Here is a 14,861-nt window from a genome sequence, read left to right as displayed (position 1 = left end):
GCCGACATGCCGCGAACGCTGATAAGAAAGAACCCCAGCAACTTCAAGACCCTGCCGTTATTCGTCGAAGCGACCCCCGAAGGCCTGAGCTACCAGAGCGTCGGGATGCCGCTAAATTTTTCCCAGACCCTGCAACGCCGCCGCCCGGTGGCCGTGGCCGATCCCGAGCGTTTCGCCCTGGAACTGGCCAACCTCGGGGTCTCGGTGCGCCTGACCCTGCATTGGCAAAACCGCGACTACTGGGTATTGGTGCGCCAGCGCCGTCAGGATCGCGGCGACGTGGTGCTCAAGCTGATCTCCGGTTACGTACCGGCCCAGGAACTGAACCTGCCGCTGCACACGGCCATCCAGGAAATCGCCGAAGAATGCCTGCTGGAGACGCCCGAGGGCTGGCTGGGCGGGCGCTTCAACGACACCTGGCTGCCCACGCCCTACTCCGGCGCCCTGCATTACCGCGAAGCCCTGCCCTTTCGCCTGACGCCGCTGTCTGGCGCGGCGCGCCCGGTGCGGTGCGCCAACCTGCAATTGATCGAGCGCCCACGGGCCTATGTCCACCTGCCCACAGCGTCATTGCAATTGATTTATGACTTGCGCCTCGACGTCCCCAAGGAAGCCAAGTCCCTGAGCCTGTTCCATGTCGACGAACGCCTGGAAGGCGACCAACTGGTCGCACGCCTGGATCGCAAGCGCCCGGACCTGTACCTGATGCCGCTGACGGATGGCCAGCCTTGCGGCGAGCTCTACACCCTGAAAAAAGACCGCCTGCACCCGGCCAGCACTCGCGGTTTGTACCTGGCAGAAAGCTTCGCCCAACAGGACGGTTGGCTGGTGCGTGATGAGCGGATTCGCTGGAAAGACTGGCTCAGGCAGCGTGGCCTGAGTGCGCCGGAAAAGGACTCGAAACTCAAGCGTTTGACCGGCAAGGCGCGGCAGATCTTGCGCAAGATCGTGCCCGCGAAGGCCAGCCAGCAACGCTGAACCCACAGGCGGCGTGCTCCCCTGCGGGAACACGCCAACACCCGACAGGCCTTACTCGGACTTGCGGATTTTCTCTACGATGGCGGTGGTCGAGCTGTTTTCCACCAGCCCCAAGACCTTCACCGTACCGCCGTAGGCCTTGACGATATCGGCGCCGACCACTTGGTCGATACCGTAGTCACCGCCCTTGACCAGCACATCGGGCTTGACCTGGCTCAGCAGGTTTTCCGGCGTACCTTCAGGGAAGCTGATTACCCAATCCACCGCGCCCAACCCCGCCAGCACGGCCATGCGCCGGTCAACGCTGTTGATCGGTCGGCCTGGCCCTTTCAGGCGGCTGACCGACGCATCGTCGTTGATCGCCACGATCAGGCGATCGCCCTGGGCACGCGCCTGCTCCAAGTAGGTCACGTGGCCGGCATGGAGAATGTCGAAACAGCCGTTGGTGAAGACAATCTTCTCGTTGTGCGCACGGGCATCGTCGATCGCCAGCAACAACTGGTCGAGGCTCAGCACACCACGCTCGGAACCTTCCTCACGCTGGATGGCACGACGCAGCTCCGGGGCGCTGATCGCCGCAGTACCGAGTTTGCCCACCACAATGCCCGCCGCCAGATTGGCCAGGGCCACCGCGTGGGGCAGCTCTTCGCCGGCCGCAATGGCCGCAGCCAGGGTCGAGATGACGGTATCGCCGGCACCGGTGACATCGAACACTTCACGGGCCCGGGCCGGCAAATGCAGGGCCGGATGATCGGGGCGCAGCAGGGTCATACCGTGCTCGCCACGGGTCACCAGCAAGGCACCCAATTCCAGGTCGTGCATCAGCGTTGCGCCCTTGCTCACCAGTTCGTGCTCGTCGGCACAACCACCAACGATGGTTTCGAACTCACTGAGGTTAGGGGTGATCAGGCTGGCGCCACGGTAGATGGAGAAATCCTTGCCCTTGGGGTCCGCCAGCACCGGAATACCGCGGTTGCGGGCGGCCTGGATCAGGACCTGATGGTTCTTCAGGGCGCCTTTGCCGTAGTCCGACAACACCAGCACCTTGACCCCCTCTAGCAACGCGTCGACTTCAGTGGCCAGGGCCAGGGCGTCAGTGGCGAACGGCTCTTCGAAATCAATTCGCAGCAGTTGCTGGTGACGACTCATGACCCGCAGCTTGACGATGGTCGGCTGATGGGCGATGCGTTGGAAAATAGCCCGTACACCAGCGCCGTGGAGACTGTTGGTCAGGCTTTCAGCCGCTTCATCGTCACCGGTCACGCCCACCAATGAGGCAGGTGCGCCGAGGGCGGCGATGTTCAGGGCAACGTTGGCGGCACCGCCGGGGCGGTCCTCGATTTGCTCGACCTTGACCACCGGCACCGGCGCCTCAGGGGAAATCCGTGAGGTACCACCATGCCAGTAACGGTCGAGCATGACATCGCCGACCACCAAGACAGGGGCTTGATCGAATCGCGGCATGGACAACTTCATGGAGCAACCCACATACAAAATGAACAGGGGCGCGATATTAACACAGGGTTGGCGCCGCCTAGTTCAATGGCTTCAGCCAGCTGTGTGAAGAATTAAAACCGCTCATTTCTCCAGCAACAGGCCCAGCAAGCGCGCCGTGGCCTGGGCCAGCCCGACGCTGGCGGTATCGATTTCACACTCAGGGTTCTGCGGGGCTTCGTAAGGGCTGTCCAGGCCGGTGAAATCCTTGATCCGCCCTGCCAGGGCCGCCTGGTACAACCCCTTGGGGTCTCGCCGGGCACAAGTCTCGAAGGCCGTGCTGATGTACACCTCAAGAAACTCATCAGGCCCGAACAAGGCCCGGGCGGCGTCACGCTCAGCGCGGAACGGCGAGATCGCCGAGACAATCACCAACAGTCCGGCATCCACCATCAACCGCGCCACTTCCGCCATGCGCCGGATGTTTTCCTTGCGCGCCTCTGGCCCCATGCCCAAGTCACTGCACAAGCCGCTGCGCACATTGTCGCCATCGAGCAGGAAGGTGTGCCGGCCCCGCTCGTTCAACCGCAACTCCAACTGATTGGCCAGGGTCGACTTGCCGGCACCAGAGAGCCCGGTCAACCAGATGCAGCGGGGTTTCTGGTGCTTGAGGGCAGCCCGGGATGAACACGAAAGGGCCAGCGTGTAAGGACGGATCTGCGGCTGTTCCTGGGTGCTGAAGGCAGGCTCATTCATAGCCGAGCATCTCGTAGTCACGCTCATAGACTCGCCGCACCAGGCGCCGGGTGCGCACCGTGCACAACTCGCGGACTGGCTGGGCATGCCGGTGCTGGGAAACATTCAGACGAGGCAGTTGCGAGGTCACGCCGAGGTGATCGCAGAGCAGGTGGAAGTCACGCTCCAGGTGTTCCTGGTAGCCGATGAAGTCCATGGACAAGCGCCCAAGGGAGTCAGTGAGAAAGTCACTTTGGGCAGCAAAGTGCATCTGCCGCGGGATGTTTTCCGGGCGCAGCCAGCGACTGACGAAGTCATCGAAATCCCGGTAATGGCTGACCAGTGCCTGGGCCGCCTGATCGCGGTTGCCGAGTCGATTGCCCCGCAGAAAGGCGTAGGCCGAATAGGCACGCTCCAACGGATCACGCACAAAGGCGAACTTGAAGCTGCTGGAAAACTCCCGGGGAAACTGCTGTTCATACCAGTACAACGGTAGGTGCCCGGGGCTCCAACCGTCGAACAGGGCCGCACAGACACTGCTACCGGCACATTTGGGCACATGGATGAACAGGCATGATTGCCGGGAGAAGGCCTGGGGGAAGCGCACATTGGCAGACATCGCCTTGTTCACCACCTGGCGGTCCACCACAGACAAGCGCCCGAGCAAGAAACTGCGCTGGGACTTGGGTAATAACTTCCACAGATAACGTTGCAACATTCCAACACCCACGCAACGGGGATGGCCCCGTCGATCTGTTCAATAGATTCAGGCGGGAACCATAACAAGGGCGTTGGGCGGAATTATTTAGGCTTGGTCAAGACTGTATGGGGCTGGTTACAAACCCGGAGGCAAAGCACGCGGCAAGGGGGAGGTTCGGCCTCCCCCCAGAGGATCAGGCGATGCCGTTGGGCACCGGTTCCTCAAGGCCCATGGCGTGCAGACGGGCGTAGTAGCCGTTCTGCGCCAACAGCTCACTGTGGGTGCCACGCTCGACAATGCGCCCCTGATCCATGACCAGGATCAGGTCGGCCTTCTCGATAGTCGACAGACGGTGCGCAATGACCAGGGTGGTACGCCCCTTCATGACCTTGTCCAGGGCGGCCTGGATATGCCGCTCGGACTCGGTGTCCAGGGCCGAGGTGGCCTCGTCGAGAATCAACAACGGCGCGTTCTTCAACAACGCCCGGGCAATCGCCAGACGCTGACGCTGGCCACCGGACAACAGCACGCCGTTCTCGCCGACCTGGGTGTCCAGGCCCTCGGGCAACTGGGCGATGAAGTCCATGGCATAGGCATCCACCGCGGCTTTCTCGATGTCTTCACGCGGCGCGCCGGCCAAGTCACCGTAGGCGATGTTGTTGGCAACAGTGTCATTGAACAAGGTCACGTGCTGAGTGACCTGCGCCACATGGCGACGCAAGTTGCGCAGACGGTAGTCTTCGATATCGACACCATCGAGAAGAATCTGTCCGACATCATGGTGGTAAAAGCGAGGAATCAGCCCCGCCAGGGTGGACTTGCCGCTACCGGAGCGTCCGACCAAAGCAATCATCTGACCGGGATCGGCGCAGAAGTTGATGTCCTTTAGCACTTCGCGTTCAGTACCCGGATAGGTGAAGCTCAGGTTACGAACCTCCAGGCGACCTTCGACCCGCTCCAGCTCAACGGTGCCCTTGTCCTCTTCCGGCTCCACATCCAACTGCTCGAAAATACTCTCGGCACCCGCGACACCTTTCTGGATGGTCGAGCTGACCTCAGACAACTGGCGAATCGGCTTGGGTAGCAAGCCCGCAGCAGTGATGTAAGCCACCAGATCACCGGCCGTGGCGTCGCCACGCAGGAACAGCACCAGGAACATCAGCACAGCCATCGCCGTGTAGATCACCAACTGCAACATGGGCGTGTAAACCGCACCGGTCTTGGTCATGCGCAGTTGCTTGTCGGTATTGCTCTGGCTGGCAGTAGCGAAGCGTTCCTGTTCATAGGTCTCGCCGCCAAAACTGCGCACCACGCGATACCCCTGAATGGTTTCCGAGGCCACATGAGTCACATCGCCCATGGCCACCTGGATCTTCTTGCTTTGCTTGCGGAATTTCTTGCTGGTACTGCTGACCATGATGGCAATCACCGGCATGATCGCGACCATCACCAGCGTCAGTTGCCAGTTCATCCACAGCAGATACATGAACAGGAAGACCACCGTCAGACCTTCGCGAATCACAACCTTGATCGCATCGGTTGCGGCGCCCGTGACCATGGTCACGTTGAAGGTAATACGGGAAATCAGGTGCCCGGAGTTGTGGGTATCAAAATACCGGTTAGGCAGAACCAGCAACTTGTTAAACAGTTCGACACGCAGATCGTGCACCAGCCCCAGAGAAACCTTGGCCAGGTAATAGTTACCCAAGAAGGAGCCCAGGCCCTGCCAGGCGGCAATCAACACAATCAGCATGGGCACGGCCTGCAGCAATTGCAGATCGCGCAAATAAGGCACAGAGGGAAAGAGCACCGCTTCAGGGTTACTCAAACCGTCGACAAAATATTTGAGGATCCCCGCCAGCATGGGCTGGGTCGAGGCAAAAATGATAAAGCCCACGATACTCAGAGCAAACATGCCCCAATAGGGACGAACGTAGGAGAGCAGTCGCAAGTAAATCTTCAAGCTCGACACGGCAGGAGAATCAGGGGTAGTCATGAGAAGCCGTTGCATGAGAAATGAGCTCGCGACTATAACACAGGCCGTTTTAGTCGATGAGCTACGGTACCATGTGCACCGTCCGTACCTGCTGACGTTGAACTTTGGAGTATTGATGCACGCGCTTGATCATGACCACTACCTCGCTTTGCGCGAAGCCGCTGAAGTCCTGGAGGCCGACGGTTCCGGCGACAAGGTATTGCGCTTGACCGATGGTTCGATCCTCAAGCTTTTTCGCCGCAAGCGCCTATTGACCTCAGCCGCCTGGTACCCCTATGCGCAACGTTTTGCCGATAACTGCCAGCGCTTGAAAGATCTCGAAATACCTAGCCCAACAGTCCGCCAGGTTTACCGTATTCCCAGCATCCAGCGCGATGCCGTGCACTACGATCCACTACCGGGCCAGACCTTGCGTCAGTTGCTGGAAGCGGAGGCCGAAGCCGAGACCCTGAGAGCCCAGCTGGGCACCTTTATGGCCATACTGCACGAACGTGGCATCTACTTCCGTTCGGCACATTTGGGCAATATTGTGCTGACACCGGAACGGCAATTAGGCCTGATTGATATCGCTGACCTGAAAGTCTTCTCACGTCCTTTACGCAAAGCCTTGCGCCTGCGCAACTTCAAACACATGTTGCGTTATACCGAAGACCGCCAATGGTTGTTGGAGCAAAACGGCAACGTGTTTGTCGAGCACTATGTAAAATCTCAGACAACCTGTTCCATGCAAGAACTAAGCGTACAACTGCAGAAAATTTGAGTCATCCGCCAGTGCCGTGGCACTGGCGGATTCACGTCATCAAATATGTTGTAACTGACGCGCCCTCAAAACCCCGCCCAACACCATCGCTGCCGGCAATAACACCAGTGGCCACAACTCATCCGGGTTGCCAATCAACAGGCTGCCATCGAAGTTCAGCATCACCAGAGCACACGCTAGGAACATCCCCCAAGCGTCGCGCAGACGCCAGGCGCTAATCAATGTGACCAGCATCAAAGCAACAAAGATCAGTAAAGCTGGAGCTCCGGTGTAAAGCCCCAGAGCCACGAAAATATTATGTGGATGCTGAATAGGCATTACCCCACCCAATAACTGATCGCTATGAAAATCAATCCCACAGCCCAGCACCCAACCACAATTACGCCATTCGCCGACCATGATATTGAACATTTCGACTCGGTAAGAATCGCCACGATTCCAGAGCGAGATATACCAAGTTTCATTGTGCACACCCCAGATAATCAAGCCCAGAATCAAAGCCGCAAGGAGAATGGAGCTACCTACCAGCTTCGGACGCAGATAAAGACCATACAAGACCCACAAGCCGAAGAGGAATAACGCGCCCACTAAAGCAGTTCGAGTCTGTAGGACAAAAGTGACGGCAACTACCGACAACATGATTGCCAAAGCGCACTCTAGCCAGCGCTTGGAGCGTATCCAGAGTGGCATGGCCAACGCGAGTGCACAAAACAGCCAGATACTGGCATAAATCACATTCTGCAGGCGCGCAGGCAGCAATGCCACTCGACTACCGAAGGCGAACTGCCCAGTACTCCAGCTATATACAGCACACAGATAAATATAGAGGACAAGAATCCAAAAGTGCGCCCGTACAAACTGTGGACTGCGGAAAAATTCTGGATTCGTCAACGCTGCCACGGTAAAAACAAACAGTAAAACGTAAATAATGTGCTTATAGAACTGACCTTTGTCGGCGAGAGCGGCCGGCACGAAAAACCAAAGAATAAAGACCAGCCACATCCAGGCCAATGGTTCCTTTAACAACTTGACGCCGTGCCCCTTCAGCAGAAAAAACATCCCCGGCAGGGCAATAAGTCCATAAAACAGGTTATTGGTCCACTTTGACGACCACCCAACAACAAAGCTCAACAAGAACAGGCATAGCATCAGACTAAAGTAAAAGGCTGTTCTGCCAGACTTGGCACCATCAAATTCCATGAAGAATCCATCCCATCGCAAGACCCAAAATAAAAGTAGCCAACAGCTTGAAGCGATCACGACGTTTACGTCGCTGTTTGTTTGAGCGCTCTTCTGGCACCACTACGTGCTCACCAAATCCGGTATGGAGCACGGCGTCATTTTCCAGAATCAACGCATAGCGATTCTCTTGCGCATAAAGACGCGACAGATCCTTCTCGCCTGAGAACGCCGAATAAGGTGCATGCAGTAAATAGTCGGCACGACGGCGCAACCCCGGGTTGAAAGAGAAGCCCTGCCAATCCGCCTTGTGGGATCCCAGTACATAGAAAGGAATACCTTGGACCACCTTACGCTCGTTCAAAAACACATAAGGGCTGTGCACGGCCAAATCGTGGTGCGCACTGCGCAACCATACTTGCAGGGCCTGTGGATCCTCTTCGAGGAGGCATTGGGACTCTTCAATAAACCCCTGGCGATAAAAGTCCCAGTCATCCTCACAATGAAAGATCCACGAGGTTTCAATCTGCTCATACGCCAGATCAATGGAGCGCAGCTGCCCCAGGCGCGGATTATTGATAAAGAATACGGTATGCGGCTTCCAATGCTCCGGAATGCAATCCCTGACCGCTTGATCGCCAGAGTCTTCAGTAATAAAGACCTTACGAATCGGCGCAGTGTTAAAGCGATCGAATGTCTCAAGGGTTCGTTTCAGCAGATCGAAACGACCACAACTGGTCACCATTACTGAAATATCGCTACTCTCACTGAACAGCATTTTTTGCACCGCCTTATTAAGGGTGGAGTAGCCGCAGGCGCTTAAAAACCTAACGACCGACGTAGTTTTTCTTTCCAGCTCAAGGGTGCCTGCTCACGCAGAGGAGCCCTCATGGCCTCGACCACGGCATGCCCGAGCGCCCGGAAACTGTAACGTTCCTCGACCAGCACCTGGCCAGCCAGCGCGATGACCTGGCCCAAGGTAGGGTCGGCACGCAAGACCGCCAGTTTCTCTTGGAGCTCTTCTCGCGTGCGGTACAACACGATGTTGTGCATATCGACAAAGCCCAAGGCCTGGTTTTCCTCAGCGCCCTGGTCAAAGGCAAACAGCACGCAACCACAGGCCATCGCCTCGAAGTTCTTGATCATGTACTCGCCCATGTCAACATCGGCGCTGACGAAATAGCGAATGCGGCTCAGGGTTTCGCAGTACTCTTCACCGGACTTGGTCCGCGTGATCAGTAGGTTTTCCACTTCTGCCACAGATTCCAGCATGGCTTTGCGACCCGCATAGGCCACGCTGTTGAGGCTGCCCACGAACCCCAACTCGATGTCCCGCACCCGTCCCCGATTCTGCAGCAGTGCCTGGTCGTAACCCTTAGGCACGAAGTGCGCGTCGAAGCCTTCATCACGCAAACGCTTGCTGACCATAAAGCCTGAGCTGATCACCCGAGCCCAAGGTACTTGGCGATAATGCGCGCTGAATTTTCCGGTGTATTTGCAAGGGATGTAATTCTGGTAAGCGTCGTGCTCAAGAATAACCAGGTTGGGCACGGTCTTAATGAACGCAGCCTGTCTGGCTTCTTTCTTGAAACGCAAAAAGAAAACAATTCGCTCATAACGCGAGACATCCACGTGCTCACGAAAGTATTTGCGCAGGTTGTCTTGCTGAGCGCTGGTCAGCTCACGCATGTCGCAGTCGCAGCGCTCAGCGATACCCTCGTAAAACCGATCAAGAATCGCTCGTTGTTCTTTCTGCACCAGAAACAGAACTTTCACTGTGTCTCTCTCTTGTTGACGTTGTCGTCTACCCAGAACAGTTCGTGCTGCCGAACCGCCTTGCGAAAGAACTCGTTGTTACCGAAGGCCGGCCAACGCCGGGCTGCCAGGTAGCGCTGAATAAAGCGCCGCAGCCGACGTTTGAAAGGCGGTAATGGCTGCAAATCGTGCATCATGCCCAACGACATAGCCTTTTGCCACTGCTGATCCGCTGAAACCGGCAGCGCCCAGGGACGCAAAGGACCGTGGCTGGCCAATTGCGGTGGCAACGCCACGCCACAACCGGCTGCGCCCATGGGCCAACGATCATTGTCATGCAGGTGGTTGGCGTAATGCAGCAACGACTCCGGCTGCCAGGTGCTGCGCGCCAGAGCTTGCATCAGCGCTTGCTGGGCGCAGATATGGTCGGGATGGGGGTCGAAACGCGGGTGTGGCAAGACGATCACCTGAGGTTCGATACGTTCGAGCAACTGGACAAGATCGGCGACCAAGTTGTCCCAGGACGCTATGCCGTTGGCGTCACTGTCCAAGGCCATGGCATTGAAACGCCGGAAATAACGAGTGTCACTGAGATCCGCCTCCCGGGAAGCCATCGCCACACTCGGAGAGGCCTGCATCTGCGGCAGTTGCAGGCAGAAGTACCCCAACTGCACGCAACGCTCTTGGGGAACACCCGCCCATAGCGGCACGCTGATGCTGTCCCAGGCCCGCAACGACCCTTTCAATCGCGCGGCAGCCACACCGTCCAGTCCCATCGCCTGATAATGCTCAGCTTCGATTTCACCGGCAGTCAGGGTCACCACCCAGCTCTGCTCAGCCGTGCTGTAAAGGCCAAAAGCGGCGAGTTCGGCATCATCGGCATGGGGCGCAATCACCATCAGACGCTGAGTCCGATAATCCGGATGACGCACCACCAGCAGCTCCACCTGCTCATCGAGCTTGCAGAAATGCCCTTTAAGCTTGAGCTTGCCGCTGTTCAGTGCCTGATACTGCCCGGTCAGGTTGATATAGCGAATCCCACGCCCGCCGCGTTCGAAGTCTTGCCGATCCGGGGTGTCGCCCTGGATGCTGACTCCCGGATCAAACAGCCGCCCAGCCCAGGACGAACGAATCCGGACTTTCAGCAACAGGGTATCGCCAGCCCCCAATAGAAGATCTTCGGGCAACACAAGGCCATCGGCCTCCAAGCTCAGCGCCAGACGCTCATCAGCCAACAACTGATAGTCGTAATCATCCTTGGGCGAGTAGAACAGGTGATCAGCAAACCAGGCTTCATGGGCCACCCAGCCCAGAACAGCCAACAGCAGTGGCAGCCACCATGCCACAAGCAGGCCGACGGCGAGCAGCAGCAACACACCGACCAACAGGCCAATGCGCTTGTTACGTCGATGGCGATTGAGCAACTGCTGTTTGCGACTCATAGGCTGACTCACACCTGGAAGACCGGTACAGGGTTGCACCATCGATCCTTGTATTCGCGATCGGCACGGCCGAAGGAGAAACGCAGCGGCTTGCCCAGCAACCGGGCCTGCTCCCAGGCACTCTGGGTATTGAGAAAACTCAACACGCTACCGGGGCTGAACTCGCGGGTTTCAGGATCGACACCGCCATTGACGTACTCGACGCTGATCCACTCCGATGCTTCCACCCGGTACACCAGCTGCACAGCGATCGGCGCGTCCTTGAGGAAAATCACCGAACCGATCAACAACTCGCCAAGCAGGTCAAGAACCTGAGCCATGTGCTGGGCGCCGGTGGCGACGAAGCCCCAGCGACGCTGGAACAAGTCACAGTAGATCGCCGCCAATTCGGTACTGGAAAACTCCGTGACTGGCCGCACCACACCACCCGCCTCTTCCAACAGGCGCAGTTCACGGCGCTGGTTGTAGCGAAACTTTTTCGACAGTTCTTCCGGGGTTCGCGCCATGGCCAGTTGCTCGGCCTGGGGCTTTAGGGCACTGAAGCGCCCCTCGTTCAACGCCGACAGATAACGTCCGCGATGACGCAGCGGCGCCTGGGCCTCGGCGGCGGCAGGCAGGATCAGCTCGGCATTGCCCAGGTCGAACAGGCCCTTCTTGCCGGCACGCTTAAGCACGTCCTTGGACAGCGCCAAGTCGCGCCCCCAGGTGGGGATGGCCGCTTGCAGCTCACCGTTCTGCTCCCAGCCCAGGTAGCGGACCGGGATGTTCGCCAGGTCTGCCAGGCGCTCGACCACGAGGGGGTGGGTGGCGACACTGCCGCCGAAGCGCTGCCAGGTCGTCGCATAAGTCGATGCGTCGATGACGGACCAGCCACGCTCCCGCCAGCCTTGAAATCGGTTGAGCATCAGACCCCCGACGTCAGGTCGACGACGACTGGCAAACGCCAGAACGCATCACGCACCGCACGATCCGAGAAACGCTCACGCAGGCGGTCGAGCATCAGCTCGGCACACTGCTGGCGCTGTTGCCCGTCCATTGCAGCCAGGTGTTGCAGCCCCTGGGCCATATGCTCGGCATCACCCAATGGGAACAGGATGCCCACGCCTTCGACCACTTCCTTGGCGCCGCCGCAGGCCGTCGCCAGTAATGGCACGCCAGCGGCCATCGCCTCCAACAGCACCATGCCAAACGGCTCGTGGTCAGAGCTCAGGGCAAACACATCGAATGCGCGGAAATAACGCCGAGCCTCGGCCACCTGACCGAGGAACAGCACGCGATCCGCCACCCCGAGTTCACGGGCCAGGGCCTTGAGGTCTTGCTCCAGGCGGCCGGTACCGAGAATGGCCAACTGACTGTTTTCAGGCAGGCCCGGCAAGGCAACGGCAAAACCACGCAACAAGGTGGCTTGATCCTTATCGGGGTGCAACCGACCCACATTGCCGACAATCCAGGCATTGGCGTCCAGCCCCAGTTCCTTGCGGGCCTCGGCGGTACCTACTTGGGAAGCCTGCAAGGCATCGACATCGATGCGGTTGTAGAGGGTTTGAATCCGCTCAGCCGGCCAACTGGGGAGGCAACGACGCAGGTCGTCACGCACCGCATCAGAGACACCGAGCAGGCTCAAGCGTCGGCGGAATAGCCAAGCAAAAAGTTTGCGGCTGCGTCGCTGGTAATCGCTAAACGCATGGTGCACACCAATCACCGGCAAGCCGCTACCCAACAGGGCGATATAGATTGGTTTGAAGCGGTGGGCGATACAAAAGCTGAAATTGCGTGACGCGACAATTTTACGTAAATCACCGATCGCTCCCAGCTTCAGGCCGCGGATGGCCTGAGAGCTGTATTCCATGAACAGCACTTCATCCGAGTTGCAGCCAGCTGCGACGTTGGCATCGGCCACCCCGGTCAGAAAGACCGTGGTCACCCGATAACCGCTGCTCACAAACAGGCTGGCGTACTGCCGTGCGCAGTCCAGGAACGGCCCGTCATAGCCGTGGCAGAACTGCAGCACATGGCGTTCAGCCGAGCGTGTCATAAGGATCCACGCCGTCTTTGACCACCAGGATGTCTTCCATGATCAAGTACTGCAGATCGGAACCGAAGAACATGTTCAGCGCATCGGTAGGCGAGCAGATCATCGGCTCACCACGGCGATTGAGCGAGGTGTTCAGGGACACACCGTTGCCGGTCAGCACTTCCAGGGCTTTCATCATGTCGTAGTAGCGCGGGTTGTATTCGCGCTTGAGCACCTGGGCCCGGGACGTGCCGTCCTCGTGGACCACTTCCGGCACACGGGTCTTCCACTCTTCCGCCACTTCAAAGGTGAAGGTCATGAACGGCGCCGGGTGATCGACCTTGATCATCTGCGGGCCGACGGTGTCGAGCATGGACGGGCAGAAAGGCCTCCAGCGCTCGCGGAACTTGATCTGCTCGTTGATCCGGTCGGCCACGCCAGCGGCGCTCGGGCAACCGATGATCGAACGACCACCCAGGGCTCGCGGACCGAACTCCATGCGCCCCTGGAACCAGGCCACCGGGTTGCCGTCCACCATGATCTTGGCAATACGCTCAGGCGTGTTGTCGATCTGGCGCCAGGCCGGTTTGTTCGGGTGACGGGCACAGGCCGCGATCACGTCTTCGTTGCTGTAGGACGGGCCGAGATAGACGTGTTCCATCTTCTCGACCGGCACACCACGGGCATGGGACACGTACGCAGCAGCACCCACTGCAGTGCCGGCGTCGCCGGAAGCCGGCTGCACGAACAGCTCTTTGACTTCAGGACGGGCAATGATCTTCTGGTTCAGCTTGACGTTCAGCGCGCAGCCGCCAGCGAAGGCAAGCTTGCCGGTTTCCTTGAGGACGTCGCCCAGGTAGTGGTCGATCATCTGCAGGGCCAGTTTCTCGAACAGCGCCTGCATGCTCGCGGCGTAGTGGATGTAAGGCTCGTCGGCGATGTCGCCTTCGCGCTTGGGACCCAGCCACTCGATGAGTTTTGGCGAGAAGTAGAACCCCTTGCCCTTCTCTTTGTAGCGGCGCAGGCCAATGACGTTGGCGTAGTCGGTGTTGATCACCAGTTCGCCGTTTTCAAAGCTGGCCAGACGGGAGAAGTCGTACTTGCTGGCATCGCCATAAGGCGCCATGCCCATGACCTTGAACTCGCCGTCGAGCATCTCGAAGCCGAGGAACTCGGTGATGGCGCCATACAGGCCACCCAGGGAGTCCGGGTCGAAGAATTCCTTGATCTTGTGGATCTTGCCGTTTTCACCGTAGCCAAAGAAGGTGGTGGCGTACTCACCCTTGCCGTCGATCCCGAGGATCGCGGTTTTCTCTTTGAAGCCCGAGCAGTGATAGGCGCTGGAGGCGTGGGCTAGGTGATGCTCGACCGGCTCGATCTTGATCTTCTTCGGATCGAAGCCCAGTTGCTCGAGGCACCAGACAATCTTGTTGCGATAGCGCTTGTAGCGCCGGTTGCCCATCAGCAGCGCATCAAGGGCGCGATCCGGGGCGTACCAGTAACGCTTGGCGTAGTGCCAGCGCGCTTTGCCGAACAGGCTGATGGGCGCGAATGGAATCGCCACCACGTCAACATCCGAAGGTTTGATGCCGGCCTGTTCCAGGCAGAACTTTGCCGACTCGTAAGGCATGCGGTTCTTTGCATGCTTGTCTCGTACGAAACGCTCTTCTTCAGCGGCCGCGATCAGCTTGCCGTCGATGTACAAGGCTGCTGAAGGATCATGGCTGAGGGCGCCGGACAGGCCAAGAATCGTCAATGCCACAGGGGTCTAGCCTCGTTTAGTCTGCATACGGGCGCAGGGCGCCTGGAGAAAAATAGGTGCTCGCAAGAGGGGCGAGAAACAACTAAAGGGCGGGATTATAACTGAA

At 58.6% G+C, this 14,861-nt stretch carries 13 protein-coding genes; 2 read left to right on the top strand and 11 right to left on the bottom strand.

Going from position 1 to position 14,861, the window contains the following annotated elements; all coding sequences use genetic code 11:
• Positions 1-6: 6 nt before the first annotated feature.
• Positions 7-978: a metal ABC transporter ATPase gene (locus M1B34_RS23255; protein WP_268262826.1), complete on the top strand. Its 972-nt coding sequence runs from the start codon at positions 7-9 to the stop codon at positions 976-978.
• A gap of 51 nt (positions 979-1,029) precedes the next feature.
• Here M1B34_RS23255 and hldE read toward each other — a convergent pair whose 3' ends face one another.
• From hldE to msbA, 4 genes are all read right to left on the bottom strand, one after another.
• Complete coding sequence (gene hldE / locus M1B34_RS23250) at positions 1,030-2,454, bottom strand: bifunctional D-glycero-beta-D-manno-heptose-7-phosphate kinase/D-glycero-beta-D-manno-heptose 1-phosphate adenylyltransferase HldE (protein ID WP_123329909.1); 1,425 nt, start codon at positions 2,452-2,454, stop codon at positions 1,030-1,032.
• Positions 2,455-2,556: 102 nt separating this feature from the next.
• A complete protein-coding gene (gene cysC / locus M1B34_RS23245) occupies positions 2,557-3,168 on the bottom strand; it encodes an adenylyl-sulfate kinase (protein ID WP_268266328.1) in 612 nt (203 codons plus the stop codon).
• The gene (locus M1B34_RS23240) at positions 3,161-3,865 is read right to left on the bottom strand and encodes a sulfotransferase family 2 domain-containing protein (RefSeq protein ID WP_268266327.1); all 705 of its coding nucleotides are present in this window, start codon (positions 3,863-3,865) and stop codon (positions 3,161-3,163) included. Before M1B34_RS23240 ends, cysC begins: the two co-directional genes overlap by 8 nt.
• Before the next feature lie 175 nt (positions 3,866-4,040).
• On the bottom strand, positions 4,041-5,843 hold the full coding sequence (gene msbA, locus M1B34_RS23235) for a lipid A export permease/ATP-binding protein MsbA (protein WP_425273533.1): 1,803 nt from the start codon (positions 5,841-5,843) through the stop codon (positions 4,041-4,043).
• Positions 5,844-5,958: 115 nt separating this feature from the next.
• Here msbA and M1B34_RS23230 point away from each other — a divergent pair, with 115 nt between their 5' ends.
• Positions 5,959-6,603, top strand: a complete 645-nt coding sequence (locus tag M1B34_RS23230; RefSeq protein WP_268266325.1) for a BUD32 family EKC/KEOPS complex subunit — start codon at positions 5,959-5,961, stop codon at positions 6,601-6,603.
• A gap of 39 nt (positions 6,604-6,642) precedes the next feature.
• Here the strand turns inward: M1B34_RS23230 and M1B34_RS23225 are convergent, their stop codons facing one another.
• Genes M1B34_RS23225 through M1B34_RS23195 form a run of 7 tightly spaced genes read right to left on the bottom strand, consistent with a single transcriptional unit; the run spans position 6,643 to position 14,755 of the window.
• Positions 6,643-7,803: an O-antigen ligase domain-containing protein gene (locus M1B34_RS23225; protein WP_268266324.1), complete on the bottom strand. Its 1,161-nt coding sequence runs from the start codon at positions 7,801-7,803 to the stop codon at positions 6,643-6,645.
• Positions 7,793-8,560, bottom strand: a complete 768-nt coding sequence (locus tag M1B34_RS23220) for a glycosyltransferase family 2 protein (RefSeq protein ID WP_268266323.1) — start codon at positions 8,558-8,560, stop codon at positions 7,793-7,795. The genes M1B34_RS23225 and M1B34_RS23220 overlap by 11 nt, the downstream gene beginning before the upstream one ends.
• A 41-nt stretch (positions 8,561-8,601) precedes the next feature.
• Positions 8,602-9,558, bottom strand: coding sequence for a glycosyltransferase family protein (locus M1B34_RS23215; RefSeq protein WP_268266322.1), 957 nt, complete (start codon positions 9,556-9,558; stop codon positions 8,602-8,604).
• A complete protein-coding gene (locus tag M1B34_RS23210) occupies positions 9,555-10,979 on the bottom strand; it encodes a PIG-L deacetylase family protein (RefSeq protein ID WP_268266321.1) in 1,425 nt (474 codons plus the stop codon). Before M1B34_RS23210 ends, M1B34_RS23215 begins: the two co-directional genes overlap by 4 nt.
• Before the next feature lie 8 nt (positions 10,980-10,987).
• The gene (locus M1B34_RS23205) at positions 10,988-11,884 is read right to left on the bottom strand and encodes an antimicrobial resistance protein Mig-14 (RefSeq protein ID WP_268266320.1); all 897 of its coding nucleotides are present in this window, start codon (positions 11,882-11,884) and stop codon (positions 10,988-10,990) included.
• Positions 11,884-13,014: a glycosyltransferase gene (locus M1B34_RS23200; protein ID WP_268266319.1), complete on the bottom strand. Its 1,131-nt coding sequence runs from the start codon at positions 13,012-13,014 to the stop codon at positions 11,884-11,886. Before M1B34_RS23200 ends, M1B34_RS23205 begins: the two co-directional genes overlap by 1 nt.
• Positions 12,998-14,755, bottom strand: coding sequence for a carbamoyltransferase family protein (locus M1B34_RS23195; protein WP_123329466.1), 1,758 nt, complete (start codon positions 14,753-14,755; stop codon positions 12,998-13,000). The genes M1B34_RS23200 and M1B34_RS23195 overlap by 17 nt, the downstream gene beginning before the upstream one ends.
• Between the last annotated feature and the right edge of the window lie 106 nt (positions 14,756-14,861).

Source organism: Pseudomonas morbosilactucae (assembly GCF_023241715.1).
GTDB classification, from domain to species: domain Bacteria; phylum Pseudomonadota; class Gammaproteobacteria; order Pseudomonadales; family Pseudomonadaceae; genus Aquipseudomonas; species Aquipseudomonas morbosilactucae.
This window is presented reverse-complemented; position numbering and strand designations above follow the sequence as displayed.

What these genes read in the sequence shown, in the direction of transcription:
- M1B34_RS23230 (WP_268266325.1), top strand. Translation starts at nt 5,959, where the DNA reads ATGCACGCGCTTGATCATGACCACTACCTCGCTTTGCGCGAAGCCGCT.
- cysC (WP_268266328.1), bottom strand. Translation starts at nt 3,168, where the DNA reads ATGAATGAGCCTGCCTTCAGCACCCAGGAACAGCCGCAGATCCGTCCT.
- M1B34_RS23255 (WP_268262826.1), top strand. Translation starts at nt 7, where the DNA reads ATGCCGCGAACGCTGATAAGAAAGAACCCCAGCAACTTCAAGACCCTG.
- msbA (WP_425273533.1), bottom strand. Translation starts at nt 5,843, where the DNA reads ATGACTACCCCTGATTCTCCTGCCGTGTCGAGCTTGAAGATTTACTTG.
- M1B34_RS23225 (WP_268266324.1), bottom strand. Translation starts at nt 7,803, where the DNA reads ATGGAATTTGATGGTGCCAAGTCTGGCAGAACAGCCTTTTACTTTAGT.
- hldE (WP_123329909.1), bottom strand. Translation starts at nt 2,454, where the DNA reads ATGAAGTTGTCCATGCCGCGATTCGATCAAGCCCCTGTCTTGGTGGTC.
- M1B34_RS23205 (WP_268266320.1), bottom strand. Translation starts at nt 11,884, where the DNA reads ATGCTCAACCGATTTCAAGGCTGGCGGGAGCGTGGCTGGTCCGTCATC.
- M1B34_RS23200 (WP_268266319.1), bottom strand. Translation starts at nt 13,014, where the DNA reads ATGACACGCTCGGCTGAACGCCATGTGCTGCAGTTCTGCCACGGCTAT.
- M1B34_RS23240 (WP_268266327.1), bottom strand. Translation starts at nt 3,865, where the DNA reads ATGTTGCAACGTTATCTGTGGAAGTTATTACCCAAGTCCCAGCGCAGT.
- M1B34_RS23210 (WP_268266321.1), bottom strand. Translation starts at nt 10,979, where the DNA reads ATGAGTCGCAAACAGCAGTTGCTCAATCGCCATCGACGTAACAAGCGC.
- M1B34_RS23220 (WP_268266323.1), bottom strand. Translation starts at nt 8,560, where the DNA reads ATGCTGTTCAGTGAGAGTAGCGATATTTCAGTAATGGTGACCAGTTGT.